Here is a 20847-nt window from a genome sequence, read left to right as displayed (position 1 = left end):
ATTTATTCTACTTGGTCGGTAGAACGTTTTAAGGTAAGAACTGTGATTTCGGGCCACACGCCCACCCTGCCTTTTAGACCATGATAACCGAAGCCTCTATTGACATATAAAAATTTTCCGTCTCGTTGGTACAGTCCTGCCCATTGTTTATAAAAGTACTGGATAGGACTCCATTTAAAACCAAAAAGCTCAATTCCAAACTGCATACCATGCGTATGACCGGCCAAGGTGAGGTGAACATGTTTAGCGTGATCTACAGTAACTGCATCCCAGTGTGATGGATCATGAGACATTAGGATCTTAAAGGAATCGGAAGGTATAGCAGCTGTTGCTTGATTGAGATTGCCAAACTGATGGAAACCGCCTTTGCCCCAATTCTCCACCCCGACTAATGCAATACGTTGTCCATGCTTATGCAGTAAGACAGCTTCATTAAGTAATAATTTGAAACCCATCTCACTGTGTATTTCTTTAACACGCATCAGATTTACCTCTTTAAGTGATGTACTGGACCATTTGGTATAATCACCATAGTCATGATTACCTAAAACAGAATACTTCCCATAAGGGGCTTTTAAGGTGGTAAAAAGATCAATCCATGGATCCATCTCGGAAGCCATGTTGTTGACGAGATCTCCTGTAAATAAGAGCAGATCACTGTTTTGGGCATTCGCAAGATCAATACCTTTCTGTACACCTTTGATGTTACTTAAACTACCAGAATGGATGTCGGACAATTGTGTAATGGTAAAACCATCGAAAGCTTCGGGTAAATCTGAAAAATGCAAGATCTCTTTTCTAACCCTATAAAAATGACGACCTCTAGTCAGTCCGAAAATAATCGCCAAAAAGACTATGCCAGCAAGTACTGCGACAAGTTCACTGACGTAAAAATCCTAGGCGGAAAACTACGGAATAGTCGACCAATATCTTCCAATAATAGAATCGGAACAGAAAATAATTTTGGAATAAAGATAAGCAACATCGCTGTGATCAAACCCGATGCATAACGCTGAATATCGCTAATACGTGTCCGCAGAAATATAGTGACTATAATAGCACCCAGTACAACAATATCAATAAGCCAATAAATGGCATGGATCAGCGGATTTGAAAAAAGTGTAATTATTGCCTGATAAAAATAAATATCTCCTATGAGGAATAGTAATAAAATTAAAATAAGTCTCTGTGCCATATTGAATAATATTGTATATAGTAAGGCGAATGCCGTGCCAAAACATAAAATGAGTTCCAGAACATTTATTCCTATTCGACAGGTATGTGTAAAATTACTAATGTACCGCCACCTTCTGGAATTTCTGTAATAGAGACACTTGCTTTTTTACCCAATAATTGTATTCGCTCGTGACTGATCGTACCTGATAATGAACGGTGTGCAAGATCAAAATTACTTTTTTCAGTTTTTCCACTATCTGCAATCTTTACTTGTAAGATATCTTGTTCTATCTCAAAATGAATACTAATATCTCCTAGACCGTCTTCCAAATCGATCCCGTGAAGTATCGCATTTTCTACATAAGGCTGTATAAGCATGGGCGGAACCATAATTGCTCCCAGATCATGTTCGATTGGTTGTAATATAGTATACCTAAATGCATCTTCATAACGCATTTGCTGCAGGCTTAAGTAGTTTTCTAACGTTTCAATCTCCTCATCTAGAGGTACACGATTTTCGCGGCTGAGCTCCAAACTGCTACGCAATAATCGACTAAAACGGTTGAGGTATTTGATGGCAATTTCTTTTTTATCCAACCGCACAAAACTCTGTACAGCTGCTAATGTATTAAAGATAAAATGGGGTTCCATCTGTGTGCGTAACAATTGTTGCTGCAATAGTATTTTTTCTTTTTCTTGAAGAAAACGACGTTGACGAAAACTATAAAACAAAAATAATATGGTGACACCAAGGAGGATAATACCTAAAACAGATACGGCAAGCCATAAACGATTTTGTTGCAATTGCAGTTTATTAATTTTTATACCTTCATTTAATTTATGAATAGAGCGATCTTTAGTCTGCAACTGATGAAGAGCATTCATTTCTGCAACAGCTTGTGTATTTTCTGTCTGATAGATTCCTTTTTGTAATTCTGCTGTTTGAGTCAATACCGCTATGGCTTCATTTTTCTTTCCCTGTAAATTGTACAATGATGCCAAGCTTTGCTGATAAACGAGATCACTGTCTGCGAAAATTAGTCCTGTATGTTTTTCCTTTAGAAGTTTTGCTTTTTCAAGAAATTGTGAGGCTAATGTTGCGTGTTTTTGAGCCGTATAAATAGCTGCAATATTGCAGTAATCGATAAAAAGATTATTAATTTCGCTCGAAGTTGCCTCTTCATTGTACAGATATCCATCTGATTTAATTTTAAGCAGCTGATAATGAAGTAACGAATCAAGTTGCGTATGTTTTTCAAAATATTGAATTTTAGAATCGTATAGAAAACTAATATTATATTTATCAGGGTTCTGCGCATGTAGTACTTCCAGTTTTTGAAGATAAAAAGCCATACTATCTGCTGGTTTCTGGCGCTTATTCAAAGTCTGTATCATTTGTACCAGCACACGTTGTCGATTAATATGTCCTTGTGGCAATGAATCTGCCATAGGCAAAGCAGCACGGTTCATTTTTTCAGCTAAGTCATATTGAAAGCTTAGGAGGTTACTTTGTGCTGCAGATAGTAACATAGATGTTTTTGCTATAAATGACAGATCTACCGTTGAGTCTGCTAAAACAATTGCGGCTGCTTTGTTATAATAATAACTGGCTTCTTTCATGCGGGCACTCATGCTCAAAACATTCCCCATCCCATTGTATATAAGTGCCTTATTCTTAAAACCACCATCTATAGGATCTATCAGTTCAAGTGCATCTTCAATAAGGACACGAGCAGAATCATTGCCCTTCATACTGTAAAGCCTTGCCAATTGATATTTAACGGTTGATGATTGTATGGTATCATTTTTCACAATGGGGTTTCGATCGAGTTTTCGCCAAACAGTAATCAATGAATCTCTATTGATGGGATTAACTCCTACTTTTCCAAATCATTTATCTGATCCGAAGTGGCATCATCAGATTTTGCCAGCAAACCTTTCTTATCATTCTCTGTACAAGAAAAAAGATATGCGATCATCCATGCCGAAAAAATAACGGATAGTAATTGCCTCATTTTTTAGAAAAAAGTTGGGTTAATATTGCATTCTTCCGTCGCGTAGAAATTGGAATTTCTTCTTTATTTTTCAGAACAATATATTCGGATCGGTTAATGCCTGAAATATATTGCTGATTAACCAAATAAGACTGATGCGTGCGTAAGAAATGTGGAGCTGGTAAAAGTTCCTCGTAATATTTTAGAGGTCTTGAAATAAGTTCCTTATCACCATTACTTAAAAAGAAAAAAGTATACGGACCATCACCTTTACAATAGACAATATCACTAACAGACACAATGCGTGTGTTATTAATGGAATTCAAAACAATACTTTCTGGTAATTCACCTATCTGAATTGAGTTCTGTGCTAAAGACAATTGTTGCATCCATTGCGGATTATTTTCCCTTCGACGTCGGTACCGCTCTAATGCCTCATGGAGCTCGACCTCATCAATAGGCTTGAGCAGATAATCTAGTGCTCCATACTTGATTGCCTTTATAGCAAAATGATTATATGCAGTGATGAAAATGATATTTTGTGGAATGGGATTTAATTTTTTCAACAAATCGAATGCTGTTCCATCTTTGAGCTGAATATCCATCAATATCACATCTGGTTGATTTTCTTCAAGCAACTTAATGGCTTTATGTACGCTGTCTGCCCAACCGACAAGTTCGATATTGGTTTCTTGCTGTATCAGGTAAGCGATCTCTTTACGAACTGCAGGCTCGTCTTCTATTATGGCAACGGTTATCATCTTTTCACTTTTAGCTATTGTAAAGATAGTACATTGTAAGTGCTCTAAAATAATTTCATCTTTAAATTTAACGATATAGCAATGAGAAATAGAATATTTGGAAATAGTTTAAAGCTCTGCATCGAGATGGTGACTATCATCTTTTAAAGTTCTCCATGCTCGTTAGATGATGAACGAATAGCGTATTGAACAACAAAAGCGTCATATCTTTATTAGAATGACGCTTTTAAAATTTACTTAACCAGATGCTTATAATTCCTGATAAACAACAGGACATACTTATTTCAATATTTTAAAGGATTTAGCTTGTTTCTTTACTTTAAAAAAAGCAAATGCACTTAATATAGACATCGTAATAAAAAGCATATCTATAAATAAGATATCATATGATTTAGCTTGTAATGTATTCCAGATCCAAAGGTTTGTAGCAATCCCGTTTACGATCGGCACTGCCAAACACAAAATAGTTGATAAAACTAACGTATGCTTGTTTACTTTCGTTAGATCGCGTAATATTAATAAATAAATGATCATCACCAACCAACTATAAAAATAAAGGCTATAGATAAAACTTTGATTAACGGTAGCGGAAGTTTGATGACGATAAAGGTAAATGCAGTAACAGGAAGCATCCCTAGCGACATAGATATAAACAGATTGGCTGCCCAAAAATTAAACTTCCTTTTGTATGCAGGAATATTAGGTTTTTCTCGTGCTACCAGCCAAATCATAATGCCTGAAATAATGACAACACAGCCCAGTAAACCCAAAACGAAATAAACAATACGCAAGGTCCTACCTCCAAAATCTCCAAAATGAAGGTGATAAACTAAACTTTTTACCCAATCAACATATGTTGCATCTGTTGTAGGTGATTTTACTGATGAAGGTTTTGCTTCAGCGGCTTTCATAAGAACATAACCAGACCCCGCGAAACTAGCGCTGGGTTTAGGTTTAGTTTCTAAAGCAATTTCCATACTTTATCTCCAAAATTTCGGATATAAAGTCTCGAAATATCCGATTCTGGCCATTCATTCATCCAGTGGTTTACGAATGCGTTGACATCTAATTTTTTGGCTAAGGGTTGATAACTGTAAGTTGGTTCCATCGCTCGGTTATACTGAAGCTCCTGGTATAATTTATCCTGATCACCATTGTAAATTAATTTACTAAATGGTGAAATCAATACATAATTTACGATAAGAACAACTCCTGTAATGGCAAATATCAATTGAAATGGAAATCCGATAACTCCCAAAACAGTATGCATGTCGGTCCACACTGTTTTCCATTTACTCCAGGGTCTAAATAAAAAGAAGTTATTTTTAATCTTATCCCAATGAAGAAATAAACCTGTAATCAAGGCAAACAGAAACAAAAATGAAACAATTCCTGCCAGAAGGTAACCAAATGGAGTTCCCAATCGAATTGGAATCTGATTGAGCGGTGCTAAGAAATGTAATCGATATAAAAATTCGCCGATATCATAGCCTTCATCATAAGAACTCTGTGTTTTGTCTACAAATGAGTGTAAAAAATAGGCCGAATCTTCATTTTTTGCTCCCCGTCTCTTACGACCTTTTGATTTTTCGGTTTTTGGTTCAGGTTTACTGATCGTTGTATCTTGTGACACACTCATATTAACATAAGTCCCGTGTCCTTGCCTCAATAAATAGAAGTCGAAATTTCTACCTTGGAGATTATATTTTGTTCCCATCGAATCCAATATATAATTGAAGTCAGCAGGAGATTCTACATTGCTAAGTGATTTACCTTTCTGCCATGCGGCGATATCATCTTTAAAAAAAGAGAAAGAGCCTGCAAAAAAGATCACATAAAGCAGTGCTGCGATAACAATACCACTGATCGTGTGGGTATGAAAGTAAATATTATATTTTCTTTGATCCATGGTATAAACTTAATGATTGATAATATAAGGTAGCGAAAACAATAAAGTAAGGCCAATATAAGTTAGTGCCAACCGCCACAATTTAGGTTCTAAAAATGCCCAGAATAATAAAAATGCCCAAAGTAAATATCCGGTAAAGAAGGCCGTAGCAATTACATTTTCTGGTGGAAATAATGCTGTTAATAATACATGAAAACTGATCATGACCGTATAACCACCTAGGGTTCCCAACAAAATACGACAAAGCCTTATCCAGGGAGATTTTGTTAAATATTTTTTATTAGCAGGCATATATTAATGGATAAATACTTCAATCAGAAATGAACATAAATAAACTCCTAATACTACACGATAACCAAAGTAGGAAAAAGGAAAGAAAAAGACTACTAGACAGCCCATACACATCAGGATAACAAAAAAAGCAAATATTCCACTGGCTATACCTACAGCATAAATCAAGCAGGCAGTAGCTATTAGGAACAGAACTATTGCTATTGTACGTGATTGTTTTTTTCGATCGGCAAGATAGGACCAAAGTTTGGATTTATTCTTCCATGCAATACGTTTGGAAGTATTCATCCATAACATAAATGCAATAAACAATATTAAACATACTGTATTTATCATAATGAGAAAAGCAAATTAAAAGATAGAACTTGGGAATCTCTTTGAGATTCCCTTATGCTCTATCTGTTATTGATATGAAACAATTTTTTATACTAAATATTTATTGAATACGTGTGACAGCAGTTATTGATCCCCCCTCAACTTTCAAACCCTGTGTTGCTACTGCAGTAGACGCATTAACTTTATATACATAACTCACCGCATCTGTTAATGCAACTCCAATAAAAGCATTTCCATCTTTTGCTGTATAATTATTATATGAAATCTCCTTAATTTTACTTAGTTCAGGCATTCCGGTTACATCTTGGTATGTTTTATTATAAACATCCAGTATACCAATACGTTTTCCATCTGTATACCCACCTTTTTCTGCTTTTGTGGTCATCTGAACAACAAATTTTCCCTTACCTACATAGATCCAATTTGTAATGTTTTTTCCCCCGCTGATAGCTTCGATATCGATATAATATCCTTTATCAAATTCAGTAGTTCCAGATTTTATACGTAAAATAGCAGAAGGTTTTTTAGAGGTAATAGCTCCACCTTTTGTGGCTACTGCCGAAGAAAAAGCATAGACATCACCTTGCTCATCAACGGCTAATCCATCTCTAAAATAACGACCGATATAACTCATGCGATCATCTTTTATTACCTTTTCCAATTTCATTTCGGGGTATGAATAGACCGCAACATAAGCACTATCAGGATAAGCAGTATCAAATGCGGCTTTACAGCAAGCCTGGATGGACATGTAAGGGGCATATACTTTATTTCCGACTTGTTTTATCCAAGTGAAGAATGCTGACTCTCCGTTTCCGGCAACTTTTTGTACATTTATTGTTCCTTCTCCTGCTAACAAGAGATTATCGGTATTCAATCGATAATAATTTACCAACGGATTAGTCATAGCACGCGTAATTTTCATCATCACGATATCCTCATTCACGGGTGCAAAAGCCTGTACAGTTTCTGTCACAAAATCAGAAAGCTTGTTTAATCTACCATCCAATAAATTATAAACGGCTACTGCTCCAGGGTTACCTTGGCCGTAAAGCATGGAAAAAAACTTATTGTTGTGTGTAACGTAATAACGATAGGTACCATCTTGTTCCACACCCTGCCCTGCAGTGGTTACTCTTCCCGATTCCAAATCTGGTGCAGTCAATAAATAATCTGCCACACCTGTCGATGCAACAGGAGAAACTGCCAGCACATAATTGCCCTTGACTGTATCAAGATCTATTTTATCCTTATCGCTACATGACACTGTCGTGCTTGCTAAAAAAGCGATGGCAATCACGGTTTTAAGTGTATTATTCATGCTATATGTATTAATATTTAAAATTTACTATTTGTTTATTTATGATCACGCTGGAAATAATAGCGTAAGTTAATGGCGAAAGAGCGTCCCGGTTTTTGCAGACTAAAATTGTCATAAAGATTTGCATTCGCCAAATTGCGTCCCTCAACACCAATATTATATTTGCCAGAACCTAAGCTATATACAAGATTAACATCGTGGCTTAACTGTTTAGGAATTTGTTTTTTATTTGCAGATGAATTTCCACGACTAGGCCAATACAGCCAAAAATCGTGCACGTACAATAGATTGTAACCGACCGTTAGCTTGTTATTTTTCCCACCAAAATCATGGAATGAAACATCTACATTGGTATTTCCAAATAGATAAGGAATATTTGGCATCTGGTCATTATAAACAGGGCTAACTCCTGTATACCCGGGTTCATACTTTTGCTTATTCTGTAAATACTGATAAGTCAATGAACCTCCAAAATTCAAAAAGTTTTTATAAGAATAATGTACATCTAAGTCTCCTCCACGTGTGCTTACACCATCGCGGTTGTCAGCCACCAATTTCGACTGATTGTTGTTTAATCTATTATAAATAAAATCAAAAGAATAGCGATATATCAAATTTCCAGCTACAGAAAAACGATGATCATCGCCCTGTTTCCAGCCATATATAGCTCCTAAATTAATATTGTGACTACGTTCGGGTTTGAGGTTACCATTGGCTTCTTGATTTTCCAGATCACCAAAGATCTCGTATGAAGTCGGCATTCGATTGGTCATTTCATAAGAAGCTTTTATCTGTAGATCCCGCTTAATAAAATATGTAGATGCGAGTCCATACCCGAAGCGGGTAACTGAAGCGGACTCAGCTTCCTCAAGTTTATTATTCTGTGTGATCATTTTTCCAAAAACTGTTGTACTCCAATGATCTTTGACATCATAACTATAGCCTAAACCCATCACGTTTTTGATGGAGCGTTGGCCTTGTTCAAGATTACTATTTTGAGGATTGAGCTCATCCTCTCCTTTTCGGTTAAAAGTAGTCGCGACATTACTTAAAGAAAGAGACTGACGATCAGAAAGTCTATAGTTAGCAGCTAAAGATGCAATACCTTCATTGTTTTTATAAACATACAGCTGTCTACTACGCTCCCCATTTGTACCCATTTCTTTATAATTACCGTACCAATCGTACCTTCTATTCAGCGTATCAATATTCTGCTCCTTACCAAAGTTGTAGTTAGCGTTTAAAGTAACATCCAGACCTTTTATCAAATTATTTTTCTGATATTTTAAAGTTGGCATAACTGTATTTCCGCGACGGTGCCAACCTCCAAATACCGAAACCATACGGGCTCCGGTTTGGATTTCTTTGTAGTTCTGCCCCAAAGAAATACCTAGCAATAATTTGTCTGCATAACTTTTATTGGAAACACCAACCTGAGCTACTAAAGCCTCATTATGGTACTTATCATGAAACCGCTTTACTTTAACATTTTCTTTCGATTCCCAAGTATTGATATTAGAGACTAATGTTGTTACGGTATAATCGTTGTCTGAGTAGTTTTGATAGGCATTTAACAATACCGTAAGACCGTTTTTATTGGTTACACCTGCATTGACAGCTGTTCTGTGGGTATTAAAAGAACCATAGGAATATGAAGCATCTACAAAGGTGCGTGCTTTAGTAGATGTAACAATGTTAACAGCCCCCCCTAAGGCATCAGAACCTAACCAAATGGGAACAACACCTTTGTATACTTCTACTCTTTCTGCTAAATTGATCGGTATATTATTAATTTGAAAAGAAGTACCGAAATTGTCCATTGGAATTCCATCCAAAAAGAAACGGATATGATTACCGGAGAACCCGTTAAGTGTCAGACTCGTATTCGAACCCACACCACCTGATTCACGTACACGTACACCAGATACTTTATCCAGTGCATCTGCAATATTTAATGTTGAATTATATAATTTTGTTGCATCTATCGCTGTAACATTGAAGGCTTGACGATTTATCTCTTTAATTTTTGTAAGCCCCATCACTTCTACTTCATCGATCCCTTGACTATCATCTTGCATTTCGATAAGAATAGGACTATTGAAGTAATTGGACAAAACCACTTGCTGTCTATTGACCGTGATTTTACCAACGGCAGTTATTTGGATATCAACAGTAGATTTGTTATTTGTAAATGAAAAATTTCCATTTTTATCAGCACGAATAATTTGTTGATCTATTTTTACTGTTGCGAAAGGAACCACCTCAGTCGCAGATCTTACCTGGCCTTTATAACTATTGGTTTTATTTTGCGCTACGCCATTCAAAACGCATAACGACATACCAATAGTCAATATTATTTTGCTATTTTGCATTGTCTTTTAATTGTAACACTTTTAGGGATATACTACATGCTTAACGTAGTAGTAAAGGCAGCCTAATTACCGTTAGACTACCTTTGGCGTCATTCTAGAATTACCGTTCTAGATGACGCTTTTTCTTTTATTTTACTTGAAAACTTGCGGTAAGTCCCTGCCAATTCTTATTGTAGGTTTTATCGTTCCAAGTTCCTGATTGATCGGCCATATGACTGTTTTCGATTACGTAAGTACCAGCCAGATAGCCTCTGCCTTAATTTTACCTTGACTATCAGTCTTATAGTTTTTGCTCCAACCGTTTGGAGACATCACTAAAACTTCTTTATCAGCGACTGGACTATTTCCACGTAACAACTGAATTTCTACCAGATCATTTGTTTTAAAGATTTTGTTTTGGAAGATAAAGTGAGCAGCTAACGGTATTGCTGCATATGCAGCGTCTTTACCTACTTGAATTTGGCTTTGCGCTAAAAATTCGTATCGTGTGGTGCCTCCAAGTTCTTTCGCAGGGTGAGAAACAAAGATCTGATAAATACCATCTTTAGCAGGTACAAAACTAGCTTCTAAATAATCTCCTTTATCAGTAAGTTTTAGTTCAACCTTATTCTCAGAATTTACAAGATTCAGTTTTAACTGATTCAAGTCAGAATACCAGTCTTTTGTTTTTTCAATTTCTCCAGTTGCATATTCTCCGTAATAAACCCAGATGGTATGAGATTGATTTTTAATACCCACAGGATTACTTTCAATCCAAATCGCGTGAGCTTGAACTATTTGGTTACCGCCAAAAGTACAATCATCGCAATTAATAGTTGCTTAACGTAGTACATTGTTATTTAGATTAATTAAAGATAATGGACAAATATACAAACATTGACAAAATATCCAAGTCAATTTATTAATTCTATTAAATGAATTTATATGCGGAGTATAATGGTTTAGTGGATTGGCACCCGTAGTTACCTTTGAGCAATGAAGTATTAAGAAATACCAAAATATCATTGTATGAAAATTGATTACTCATTTCTATCTTCTGTAATTGTCTGAAAACAATCACAAAACCAGAGAAAACAAAAGAGGTTGTATCTGATGATACAACCTCTTTTGTAACGTTTAATAAAAATCTATGGAACCCCTTATAATGAAAGTATCCATTTAACAATTTCATTCGCATCCTCTTGCTTTAATGATGGATGAGCAGGCATGGCTACCTCACCCCAGACACCGCCTCCACCATTGATGATTTTCTTAGATAACAACGATAATGCGTCCTTATTATCTTTATAGTGTTTAGCAACTACAGTATATGCAGGACCAACTGATTTCTTGTCGACACCGTGACATGCTTGACAATCAGAAGCTAACACTAAAGCTTCTCCTTTTGGTGTATCTGATCCTTCTTTATGCCCCAATGCTCCGTTTGCTTTATCTAAATCTTTATAAGTCGTATCACTTGGTGATTTTTTGCCGAAACATTTTTATTAACACGTTTTGAAGCTAATTCACCTGCATTATAATCGATTCTTGATATTGCTGCATCTGCATTTTTACTGAACCAACCGTTACCATATTCTAAAAGATATATTCTTCCATCAGGACCAACTTCCATATCAATCGCAGAAGCTAATTTTGTATGTGGCATAAATGGTTCCATTTTATCAAAGTCTCCATTTGGTAACATAGTGACTGCTTTGATCCATCCTCTAACCCAATCGTAAATAAATAGCTTGCCATCATAGTAATCTGGATACCTCGTTTCTTTTGGATAAAGATCCGAATAGTATACCGGCCCGGCCATCGCATTACGCCCTCCTGAACCCACCTGTGGAAAATCTGTTGATTCTGCATAAGGATACCATATAAAGGCCGGTTGTGCGGCCGGTAATTCTTTTATTCCGGTATTATTCCGGGAACTATTAATTGGCTTTTGAACCTCAAATGCCTGTCCACTAACTCCAGTTTCATAATTATACGGATTGTAGGCATAATTATTACCTACGAAAAATGGCCACCCGAAGAAGCCTGCCTTACGCGCTTGGTTTACCTCATCATATCCGCGAGGACCTCTACCTAAACTATCGGTATTGGCATCAGGTCCCACTTCTCCCCAATACAAGAATCCATTTTTCGGGTCAACAGATATCCTATAGGGGTTTCTATTTCCCATCACGTAAATTTCAGGTTTTGTATTTGCCTGTCCCTCTGGAAATAAATTTCCTTTTGGAATCTGATATGAACCGTCTTTTGCTATTTTTATTCTCAAAATTTTACCACGCAGATCATTGCTATTTCCAGAGCTACGTGCGGCATCATACTGCTCATGTCCAGCCCTATCATCCCGCGGTGAATAACCATTGCTGACAAATTTTTGATCCTTTTCGTCAAATGGTGTTGAGTTGTCTCCTGTGGATAAATAAAGATTTCGGTCTTTATCAAATGCCAAAGAACCACCAGTATGACAGCAGATATCTCGTTGTGAATAAAACTGAAGCACAATCTTTTCGGTTCCGAGGTCTAACTTATTATTTTTGAACTCAAAACGTGACAAACGATTAACAGATGTATCCTTTGGACTATAAAAAGCGTATATATAATGATTATCTGCAAAATCCGGATCTATTGTTAACCCCATAAAGCCTTCTTCTGCATTAACATTGGGTGTTTCAGTTTTGTGATAAACATCTAACAGTCCCACTTGAGTTACTTTTTTTGTTTCTTGATTGTAATGAAGCAATTCTCCCCGACGTTGTGCTACTAAAATATCCAAATTAGGAAGTATGGCCATTTCGGTAGGTTCAAAGAACTCGCCTACAGCCAGTGAAACTTTCGTAAATCTTTCCTCTTCTGGAACTCGCTTTGTTTTAGCCTTACCATAATCTAATTCGTAATTATCTCCGATTGCATATTCGATAGCACCTAAGATGTGCTTTAAGAATAAAGGGTCTGAATAATCTTCATCTTGATGACCTAAACCTGTATAAAAAGAACGGCCACCATCAAAATCATGATACCAGGCCATTGGTGTCTCGGTCATTTGTTCTGGATTTGCATATACCTCCTTATTGATATTCATTAACACATGGGTAGCTTCATAACGTTTTTTAAAGACATACCACTCATCTGTATGTACCCAAATATCGGGAAGCATTTTTGTTGCCGGATGTTTTTTATCAACCACTGTTAATTTCCCTTCTTTGACTTCAGGATGAGTAGCAAAGTATCCACCTACCAACCTTCCATACCAGCCCCAATCATACTCGGCATCGGCAGCTCCGTGAATACCGACAAAACCTCCTCCAGCTTGTATATAACGCTCAAAATCAGCTTCCTGATAATTATTCAAAAGATCACCAGTCGTATTTAGGAATACCACAGCTGAATAATTTTTTAACGAATCTTCGGTGAACAAATCTGCATTTGTTGTTGTATCAACATCAAAGTTATTTTCGAGTCCTAACTTCTGGAGGGCAATATTTCCTTTTTCAATAGAATTATGGTGGAAACCTGCAGTTTTACTGAAAACCAATACTCTTGGTTTTCCGGACCTCTTTTGATGGCAAGAACTCAAAACTGATATAAAAATCAATAGTAAAGAAATCTTAGACAAAAGTGTTTTAATCATAATAAATTTTAATATTATCGGTTGTACTTACTTAAATTTGTATTCTTGACATAAAGATGCAACTATAACCCCACTCATACTAGCTTTATTTTAGCCAATATATATATTATTTTGCTGATCCATTTTTAGAGGCTATTTTACCAGTAATATGAATATTTAGAAATCATAGCTTAATATTAACCGCAACAGTCAGTATATTCACTTTGTTACACAAAATCCTTTTAGCAAGCAAAAAAATTACTATATTTAAATTTTTAAACCTAGTACTCCATATGAAATTAAACTATTTGAAGTTCGGAACAACCGGCCTATGCTGGTTATTTGGAACGACATTATTACTAGCCCAACAGCTAACCGATCAATCGGAAATTAAACTTAATGATCTTGCTGCCTTCAATGCTACAGGAAAATCTTGGACTATTGCTGAAAAAGTAATCTCTGACCCAAGAAATGAGAATGAATTGAAAGCTACAAAAGGATCCGGTATCCTTGTTAACATCACTTCTAATAAAATGAAGGGGTCTGACTTGTTAACAAATGCAGTTCATGGAAATATAATTCTTGAACTGGATTACTTAATGGCAAAGAACTCAAATTCAGGAATCTACCTACAGGGAAATTATGAAGTTCAACTTAAAGATTCTTGGGGAGTGCTGCAACCCATGTCGTCTGACAATGGCGGTATATACGAACGTTGGATGATGCTAGACCAGAAGGATCCAAAGGTTTTGAAGGTTATGCTCCTCGTCAAAATGCAAGCAAAGCACCGGGTCTATGGCAACACTTAAAAATTGCATTTCAAGCGCCTAAATTTGATGCTACAGGAAAAAAGACTTCAAATGCTAGAGTTTTAGCTGTGGAACTTAATGGTGTTTTAGTTCAGGATAATGTTGAATTGTTTGGTCCAACTGGCGGAGCAGCCGATAAAGAAAAGCCGTTAGGTCCACTGCGTCTTCAAGGCGATCATGGTTCAGTTGCTTTTCGAAATATTAAAATATCAAAACTTCCCGAAGAACAGATTAATGTAAACAATAGAGGTGGTGGTGACGCTGACCCTATTTATATAGATGCACCTTCTAATACCATGATTAGAAGTTTTGTGAATTATGCCCCTAAGTTGCTTGCTGTACACGCAATATCTGTCGGCAGTCCTTTAAAGACACATTACAGCTATGATTTGGACAATGGTCTATTATTGCAGGGATGGCATGGCGAATTTATTGATGCCACTCCTATGTGGGACGGTAGAGGAAACGGTACTTCTAGAGCCCGTGGAGCAGTAACATCTTTTGTAAAGAAAGCTACTCCTGCTTTAGCCCAGCTGGCAACTGTTCAAACCACATGGCCTACTGACAGTACTGGTAGTGGATTTAAAACCAAAGGTTATGTTATCGACAATGAGGATAGACCACAATTTAAATATAATATATATGGCGCTGAAGTCACCGATCTCATCACGGTTTCAAATGATGGTAAAGGCCTGAACAGATCCATAAACATTGACAAAACTGTCCCTAACTTGTATGTTTTACTGGCAAATGCAAGTTCAATTGAAGAACTAGCGAAAGGGTATTACCTCGTTGATGGTCAGTCTTATTACCTTGAACTTGACAAAGGTGCTCCTAAACCTATTATTCGAGATGCTAACGGAGGAAAAGAATTAATCATTCTCCTAGACAAACAATTAAATTATTCTATTTCATTCTAATTGAGAGAGTACAAATATTATATGAAACACACTTTTAGAATGCTAGCAATGCTAGCTTTGAGTTTTGGCTATACTGTTTCCCAAGCTCAAGAAACACCAAAAGAAGAAGATTTTTTTAAGATCATGAAACTAAGAATGCCCGAAGGACCTGTTTTAGAGGTTGGTGGCCTAGTTACTTTACCTAATGGAGATCTAGGCATATCCACCCGTAGAGGTGATGTATTTATTGTTGAAAACCCCACCAGCAACAGACCGTACTTTCGAAAATTTGCAACGGGTCTTCACGAGATTTTAGGTCTTGCTTACAAAGATGGTGCGTTATATGTTGCACAAAGAGGTGAGCTAACGAAGCTAATTGACAAAAATATGGACGGCAAAGCTGATATTTATGAAACTGTGTATGCTTGGCCTTTAAGCGGACATTATCATGAATATAGTTTTGGTCCTAAAATCGCATCTGACGGTTCTTTTTTCGTATCTGGAAATGTTGCTTTTGGTGATGAAGAATGGTGGCGCGCAGAAAGTCGTGTTCCTATGCGTGGATGGATTATGAACATTAGCGCAGATGGAAAAATGCAACCATGGGCTGCAGGTGTGCGTTCTCCAGCAGGAATAAATGTGATTGACGGTCAACTCTACTATACAGAAAACCAAGGTGACTGGGTTGGTTCCGGAGGATTATGGAAGGTCAGTAAAGGAGATTTTATGGGACATCCAGCCAGTTTAGTATGGACAAAAAGACCTGATTCACCGTTAAAGTTATCATCTGAATCTTTCTATTCTAAAGTAGATGAACGTCGTATCAAAAATGCGGAAGGTCGCTACATCAAACCTGAAAATAGAGTCAACGAGAATTTCAAAACGGTATTTGAGATGAAAAAAGAAATTCCAGAGATTCGTTTACCGTCGGTATGGTTGCCGCATGGTATTCTTGGTATTTCAAACTCTGAACCGGTTAAAATTCCGAAAGGCACATTTGGTCCATTTGAAGGACAATTACTCGTTGGTGACCAAGGTATGAGCATCATTTCACGTGTTTTCTTAGAGACGGTAAATGGTGAAGAGCAAGGCGCCGCATTTTTGTTTAAGAGTGGTTTCCGTTCTGGTGTTTTGAGAATGGCGTGGGGACAGGATGGATCTTTATTTGTCGGTGAAACCAACCGTGGGTGGGGTTCTGCAGGTGAAGCAAATGAAGGACTTGAGCGCTTAGTATACAACAACAAGACGCCTTTTGAAATGAAAGCAGTAAGAGCTATGCCAGACGGTTTTGAGATCGAATTTACACAACCTGTAGATTTAAAATCTGCTGAAGATCTAGCTTCATACAGTGTTGAAAGTTTCATCTATAAATACCATCCTGTATATGGTTCTCCTCCAGTAAATAAAGAGACTTTAAACATAAAAGGAGTTAAGGTTTCTCCTGATGGACTAAAAGCAAGAATTGTTGTTGATGGTTTACGTGAACATTATATCCACACCATAAGTGTAGATGGTATTCGTGAGAAACAAAACTTTTATTCAATTGTCCATCCTGAAGCTTACTATACTTTAAATGCAATTCCATCTGGAGAAAAACTAGCAATAAGTTCACTTAGCACCAGGAATTCTACTCATGACCCTGTAGTTGAAGTTACAGCTAAACCGGCAGAAAAGACAGTAACAGCAAATAATAAAACTGTTGCCGGTAAAAAAACTACGACTGTTAAAACAAAAAATACAGAAGCAAAACCTGTTGAAGCAAAGGCTAAAGTAAATGAAGTGAAAACAGTAACTAAAGCTCCTACTTATGCTGAGGTGAAGGGAATATTGACTAGCAATACTTGCTTAGCCTGTCACAATCCTACGAAAAAACAGATTGGACCGTCATTCACTGATATTGCAAAACGCAAATATTCAAATGAGAAAATTTTGCAGCTCATCTACAACCCTAAACCAGAAAACTGGCCTGGATATGCAACAGAAATGCCGCCTATGCCACAAGTTTCTAAGGCTGATGGATTGAAAATTGCAGCTTATATCAACTCATTAAAATAATGAGTTGATCTTTATCAACGTATTATTAAAAAACAAAGCCATTCTTAAAAAAGAATGGCTTTGTTTTTATTCTTGAAAAGAACAGATATTGTTCTAGATCGGATTTTACTGTGAGTAGCTTTAATTCTTTTTACTATGCAAAGATTTCCAAATTAACTCATATACTTCTGTTGCCTGTATACTGTTTTTATTTAATTCCGTATCCGTAATCAAAACAGGATGAAATTCGGAAGATGTATTGACACTACCATGTGAACCTTTTACCAAATTAGCATTTAAAGGTATTACATCCATAACGTAACGAAAACCTGCTTTTTTTCTCAACAGTTTATATAATGCACGAAATTTAGAAGACATAAACATTTCAACAGGATCATATCCGGGTTTTTATGGATATCGACACATCTTGCATAATCGGGTGCTTTAGCATCATCCTGCCAGAAATAATAAGTAAACCAACTTTCTGGATTTGCAACCAAAACAAAATCTCCTGCACGGTCATGGTCTATCCCATATTCCTTTTTACCTTCTTTGTCAAGCACTACCGCAATTCCTGATAATTTATCTAACATATCCTTCACCTGATCAACTACCGATAAATCATTTATATAGACATGTGCAACCTGATGATCTGTCACTGCAAATGCTTTGGAGGCTCCTGCATCCAATAATTCCAGACCTCGTTCTACACGGATCTGTAATAATCCGGCTTCCCTTAGTATTCGATTGATATGAATGGGATTATTTACAGGTACAATACCATATTCCGAAAGAATAATAATGTTCGCTCCTCTTTTTTCATAGAATTCAACCAAGTCCTTAATCAGAATATCGATCTCACCTAGTTCCTTACCGATATTAGACCAATCATTTCCAAATTTTTGCAAACAATAATCCAAATGTGGCAAGTAGATTAAAGACAGTGTAGGATCATACAGTTCATCTGTGATCATAGATGCATCAGCAATCCATCGGCTTGATTTAATATTAGCACCAGGTCCCCAAAAATTAAAAAGAGGAAACTGACCAAGCTTTTTCTGCAAAAGATCTCTCAATGTTGCCGGTTCTGCATAACAGTCCGGAAGCTTTCGACCGTCGGCCAGATAATTAGGTCGTGGTGTAACGCTATAATCTGCATTTGAATACATATTATACCACCAAAATAGATTTGCGCACGTAAAGTTCGGGTCTTCTTTTTTTGCTCTATCCCAGATCTTTTCCGCTAATACAAGTTTGTTAGACTGCTTCCAAAATTTAATTTCCGAATCTACATGATCATACCAACCGTTTCCAACCACACCATGCTCGGTAGGTTTTTTACCTGTAAGATAGGTAGACTGGACGCTGGTAGTAACAGCCGGTAACATTGGAGCTATAGTTGCTAAATTTTTTCTTTTTATGTATTGTTCCAAAAATGGGGTATATTTTCCTATTAAATTTGCAGATAGCCCAACTACGTCAATTACAACTGTTTTCTTCATCTTATACATTTGTTTTAATTACCCACTCCAGTTCATTACTGATGGATGCAGCTATTGGTATTTTTAACTGTTCGGGCAATACTTCCCAGGTATAGGTTTCCACTTCCAAATGTTCGGTAAAAGGGGCAACTTTTGGAGATTCAACACTTCTATAATATCTTGTTGCGTTGATTGCAAGACTCCAATATCTTGAACAGATATAGGAACATGAAAATGTGCGCGCCACTGCATCACATCCTGGTGCTCAAAATCTGCTATGGCTGGTGTTAGATCTGTATAACGAATAAGCTTGCCATCTCTTTTTAAGGCCACTACCTGATGTAGATATGTCGGTTCGTTGAATTTTTGAAAACTTTCTTTAATAGCTATACGCTGATCAGGGGACTGATCCATATTTGCTTTCAAAGCGGCAGATATCTGTATCTTCCCTACTGCAATACCTTTCTCCTTAAGTTCTTTTAATACATCGGCGTGATCTTCATAGCCAATTGCAAAATGGCATACGTCATAACAAAGGCAAAGATGTCTCTTGGTAAGAGCTTCAGCTTCGATAGCGGTAATGCCAAATGAATCTACAAGATCTGAAATAGCAGTTGGAAGCAGATCGTCTGTATACCAATCTATAAATTCTCGTCCAGTTTCAATGATTCCATCAGGTTCTGGTTCCAAGTCAAGGTGCATAACCGTACCTGTTGCATTTGCTATTGTAACTAATGCTTTTATTACAGCAACTATATTTATCGTGGCAGCATTTTTGGCTTCCGTAAAATCGGTAGTTGTTTTGAACCAGTGTCTATAACTAAGCGGCGATGTCGAAATTCCACCGACCATTCCTACTGGTAATAAGGACTGAAGAATAGTGAAAAGTCTGATTGTATAATCTTTACGTGCTTCGGTAGTCCAGTCAGGTGTATGCACATCTTCTTTGACAACAGTACGGTGAAATTCTCCATAAGGAAATCCATTCATTGTAAAAACATAGGCATTATTTTCTTTTAACCAATGTTTAAATTCCGCTATATTACCCTGCTCGCTAAGTTCTAAACTCGATACATTTGATAATCTCAATCCTATTCCCAATGGCTGGCCAGGCGAAACTGATTCTTTGATAAAAGAAAAATTATCTTTTAGAGCTGTAAAATCATCATTCCAATTTTTCCCTGGATGAATATTGGTGCAATAGGTTAAATGTCCTGTATTAACTTTCATTTTAACTAATTTAATGATCCAAACCAGCTGTTGCGCTGGTAAAATTTAAGACATAGTTACTTGCCGCAATCAATAACTGGTGATCCATGTGGTGAACTTCCTTACCTGTTCCAATATCCGTCAATAAGGTAATCGTCAATTTACCGCCAAGATGTTCCTGGAATTCGGTTAAACCACGAAGTATAGGCGATTCTTCATCATTGATCTGAATAAATGGATCAGAAATATCAAATGATAAATGAAGCAGCACATTCAATATGCGCAAAAGCTTATCTTCTGTTAACAATCCACTTAAGAAAGAATACGTGCTATCCAAAGCTATTCCCATGGCTACAGCCTCCCCATGTAGCACACTGAAATTACTCAGTTGTTCTAGTTTATGTGCACTCCAATGACCGAAATCTAATGGTCTCGCAGATCCCATCTCGAATGGATCGGCTGATGCGATATGGTTTAAATGCAATTCGGCACAACGTACAATTAAGTAATCCATGGTCTCTAAATCACGACTTACCAGTTTCGCTGCATTATCTTCGATCCAATAAAAGAATGTAGGATCTTTGATTAAAGCAACTTTAACTGCTTCAGATATTCCTGACCGCCAATCTCTATCCGTTAATGTTAACAAAA

Annotated in this window: 20 protein-coding genes and 1 pseudogene; 3 read left to right on the top strand and 18 right to left on the bottom strand. The window is 36.8% G+C overall.

The window, feature by feature from the left end; translation table 11 throughout:
* Positions 1 to 2 precede the first annotated feature (2 nt).
* The 14 genes from L950_RS11235 to L950_RS11190 all read right to left on the bottom strand — a co-directional run bounded on the left by L950_RS11235 (position 3) and on the right by L950_RS11190 (position 13785).
* Positions 3 to 848: a metallophosphoesterase gene (locus L950_RS11235; RefSeq protein ID WP_231577134.1), complete on the bottom strand. Its 846-nt coding sequence runs from the start codon at positions 846 to 848 to the stop codon at positions 3 to 5.
* 5 nt (positions 849 to 853) lie between these two features.
* Positions 854 to 1195 (bottom strand): hypothetical protein, encoded by a 342-nt coding sequence (locus tag L950_RS32890; protein WP_231577132.1) that lies wholly within the window; start codon positions 1193 to 1195, stop codon positions 854 to 856.
* A gap of 71 nt (positions 1196 to 1266) precedes the next feature.
* The gene (locus tag L950_RS11230) at positions 1267 to 2928 is read right to left on the bottom strand and encodes a sensor histidine kinase (RefSeq protein WP_021189978.1); all 1662 of its coding nucleotides are present in this window, start codon (positions 2926 to 2928) and stop codon (positions 1267 to 1269) included.
* A gap of 125 nt (positions 2929 to 3053) precedes the next feature.
* The gene (locus L950_RS29995; RefSeq protein WP_021189977.1) at positions 3054 to 3191 is read right to left on the bottom strand and encodes a hypothetical protein; all 138 of its coding nucleotides are present in this window, start codon (positions 3189 to 3191) and stop codon (positions 3054 to 3056) included.
* Positions 3188 to 3931, bottom strand: coding sequence for a LytR/AlgR family response regulator transcription factor (locus L950_RS11225; RefSeq protein WP_021189976.1), 744 nt, complete (start codon positions 3929 to 3931; stop codon positions 3188 to 3190). The genes L950_RS29995 and L950_RS11225 overlap by 4 nt, the downstream gene beginning before the upstream one ends.
* A gap of 533 nt (positions 3932 to 4464) precedes the next feature.
* Positions 4465 to 4908, bottom strand: a complete 444-nt coding sequence (locus tag L950_RS32885) for a PepSY-associated TM helix domain-containing protein (protein ID WP_231577131.1) — start codon at positions 4906 to 4908, stop codon at positions 4465 to 4467.
* Positions 4893 to 5840 carry a PepSY-associated TM helix domain-containing protein gene (locus L950_RS32880; protein ID WP_231577129.1) on the bottom strand — a complete coding sequence of 316 codons (948 nt, stop codon included), beginning with the start codon at positions 5838 to 5840 and terminating at the stop codon, positions 4893 to 4895. Before L950_RS32880 ends, L950_RS32885 begins: the two co-directional genes overlap by 16 nt.
* A gap of 9 nt (positions 5841 to 5849) precedes the next feature.
* The gene (locus tag L950_RS11215; protein ID WP_021189975.1) at positions 5850 to 6131 is read right to left on the bottom strand and encodes a hypothetical protein; all 282 of its coding nucleotides are present in this window, start codon (positions 6129 to 6131) and stop codon (positions 5850 to 5852) included.
* 3 nt (positions 6132 to 6134) lie between these two features.
* Positions 6135 to 6419 (bottom strand): hypothetical protein, encoded by a 285-nt coding sequence (locus tag L950_RS11210; protein WP_156169659.1) that lies wholly within the window; start codon positions 6417 to 6419, stop codon positions 6135 to 6137.
* 148 nt (positions 6420 to 6567) lie between these two features.
* Entirely contained in the window at positions 6568 to 7788 is a 1221-nt protein-coding gene (locus L950_RS11205; RefSeq protein WP_021189973.1) for a DUF4374 domain-containing protein, read from the bottom strand.
* 35 nt (positions 7789 to 7823) lie between these two features.
* Positions 7824 to 10160: a TonB-dependent receptor domain-containing protein gene (locus L950_RS11200; RefSeq protein ID WP_031288262.1), complete on the bottom strand. Its 2337-nt coding sequence runs from the start codon at positions 10158 to 10160 to the stop codon at positions 7824 to 7826.
* Positions 10161 to 10385: 225 nt separating this feature from the next.
* Positions 10386 to 10898, bottom strand: a complete 513-nt coding sequence (locus tag L950_RS11195; protein ID WP_021189971.1) for a hypothetical protein — start codon at positions 10896 to 10898, stop codon at positions 10386 to 10388.
* A gap of 401 nt (positions 10899 to 11299) precedes the next feature.
* Entirely contained in the window at positions 11300 to 11575 is a 276-nt protein-coding gene (locus L950_RS29990; protein WP_021189970.1) for a c-type cytochrome, read from the bottom strand.
* A 17-nt stretch (positions 11576 to 11592) separates the two neighbouring features.
* Positions 11593 to 13785 carry a ThuA domain-containing protein gene (locus L950_RS11190; RefSeq protein WP_021189969.1) on the bottom strand — a complete coding sequence of 731 codons (2193 nt, stop codon included), beginning with the start codon at positions 13783 to 13785 and terminating at the stop codon, positions 11593 to 11595.
* 272 nt (positions 13786 to 14057) lie between these two features.
* On the opposite strand from L950_RS11190, the gene L950_RS35310 reads away from it, so the two are divergent.
* From L950_RS35310 to L950_RS11180, 3 genes are read left to right on the top strand one after another with little or no spacing between them, the layout of a single operon-like run.
* Complete coding sequence (locus tag L950_RS35310; protein ID WP_262507050.1) at positions 14058 to 14573, top strand: DUF1080 domain-containing protein; 516 nt, start codon at positions 14058 to 14060, stop codon at positions 14571 to 14573.
* Positions 14480 to 15493 carry a DUF1080 domain-containing protein gene (locus L950_RS11185; RefSeq protein ID WP_262507049.1) on the top strand — a complete coding sequence of 338 codons (1014 nt, stop codon included), beginning with the start codon at positions 14480 to 14482 and terminating at the stop codon, positions 15491 to 15493. Before L950_RS35310 ends, L950_RS11185 begins: the two co-directional genes overlap by 94 nt.
* Before the next feature lie 21 nt (positions 15494 to 15514).
* The gene (locus tag L950_RS11180) at positions 15515 to 17527 is read left to right on the top strand and encodes a c-type cytochrome (protein ID WP_031288259.1); all 2013 of its coding nucleotides are present in this window, start codon (positions 15515 to 15517) and stop codon (positions 17525 to 17527) included.
* A 120-nt stretch (positions 17528 to 17647) separates the two neighbouring features.
* Here L950_RS11180 and L950_RS32875 read toward each other — a convergent pair whose 3' ends face one another.
* The 4 genes and pseudogenes from L950_RS32875 to aroB all read right to left on the bottom strand — a co-directional run.
* Positions 17648 to 17851, bottom strand: a complete 204-nt coding sequence (locus tag L950_RS32875; protein ID WP_231577127.1) for a hypothetical protein — start codon at positions 17849 to 17851, stop codon at positions 17648 to 17650.
* Positions 17848 to 19008: an alkaline phosphatase family protein gene (locus L950_RS11175; protein WP_231577125.1), complete on the bottom strand. Its 1161-nt coding sequence runs from the start codon at positions 19006 to 19008 to the stop codon at positions 17848 to 17850. The genes L950_RS32875 and L950_RS11175 overlap by 4 nt, the downstream gene beginning before the upstream one ends.
* 63 nt (positions 19009 to 19071) lie before the next feature.
* Positions 19072 to 20217 (bottom strand): metabolite traffic protein EboE, encoded by a 1146-nt coding sequence (eboE, locus tag L950_RS11170; protein ID WP_231577123.1) that lies wholly within the window; start codon positions 20215 to 20217, stop codon positions 19072 to 19074.
* A 10-nt stretch (positions 20218 to 20227) separates the two neighbouring features.
* Positions 20228 to 20847: pseudogene (gene aroB / locus L950_RS11165) on the bottom strand (3-dehydroquinate synthase); the annotation flags it as partial.

Origin of the sequence: Sphingobacterium sp. IITKGP-BTPF85, assembly GCF_001006065.1 — a bacterium.
Classification (GTDB): domain Bacteria; phylum Bacteroidota; class Bacteroidia; order Sphingobacteriales; family Sphingobacteriaceae; genus Sphingobacterium; species Sphingobacterium anhuiense.
The sequence above is the reverse complement of the archived record's forward strand: the minus strand, read 5'-3'. Positions and strand labels throughout refer to the sequence as shown.

Excerpts from the sequence above, each read along its gene's own strand:
- L950_RS32890 (WP_231577132.1), bottom strand. The coding sequence starts at position 1,195 with ATGGCACAGAGACTTATTTTAATTTTATTACTATTCCTCATAGGAGAT.
- L950_RS11230 (WP_021189978.1), bottom strand. The coding sequence starts at position 2,928 with ATGAAGGGCAATGATTCTGCTCGTGTCCTTATTGAAGATGCACTTGAA.
- L950_RS29995 (WP_021189977.1), bottom strand. The coding sequence starts at position 3,191 with ATGAGGCAATTACTATCCGTTATTTTTTCGGCATGGATGATCGCATAT.
- L950_RS11225 (WP_021189976.1), bottom strand. The coding sequence starts at position 3,931 with ATGATAACCGTTGCCATAATAGAAGACGAGCCTGCAGTTCGTAAAGAG.
- L950_RS32885 (WP_231577131.1), bottom strand. The coding sequence starts at position 4,908 with ATGGAAATTGCTTTAGAAACTAAACCTAAACCCAGCGCTAGTTTCGCG.
- L950_RS32880 (WP_231577129.1), bottom strand. The coding sequence starts at position 5,840 with ATGGATCAAAGAAAATATAATATTTACTTTCATACCCACACGATCAGT.
- L950_RS11215 (WP_021189975.1), bottom strand. The coding sequence starts at position 6,131 with ATGCCTGCTAATAAAAAATATTTAACAAAATCTCCCTGGATAAGGCTT.
- L950_RS11210 (WP_156169659.1), bottom strand. The coding sequence starts at position 6,419 with ATGAATACTTCCAAACGTATTGCATGGAAGAATAAATCCAAACTTTGG.
- L950_RS11205 (WP_021189973.1), bottom strand. The coding sequence starts at position 7,788 with ATGAATAATACACTTAAAACCGTGATTGCCATCGCTTTTTTAGCAAGC.
- L950_RS11200 (WP_031288262.1), bottom strand. The coding sequence starts at position 10,160 with ATGCAAAATAGCAAAATAATATTGACTATTGGTATGTCGTTATGCGTT.
- L950_RS11190 (WP_021189969.1), bottom strand. The coding sequence starts at position 13,785 with ATGATTAAAACACTTTTGTCTAAGATTTCTTTACTATTGATTTTTATA.
- L950_RS35310 (WP_262507050.1), top strand. The coding sequence starts at position 14,058 with ATGAAATTAAACTATTTGAAGTTCGGAACAACCGGCCTATGCTGGTTA.
- L950_RS11180 (WP_031288259.1), top strand. The coding sequence starts at position 15,515 with ATGAAACACACTTTTAGAATGCTAGCAATGCTAGCTTTGAGTTTTGGC.
- L950_RS11175 (WP_231577125.1), bottom strand. The coding sequence starts at position 19,008 with ATGAAGAAAACAGTTGTAATTGACGTAGTTGGGCTATCTGCAAATTTA.
- eboE (WP_231577123.1), bottom strand. The coding sequence starts at position 20,217 with ATGAAAGTTAATACAGGACATTTAACCTATTGCACCAATATTCATCCA.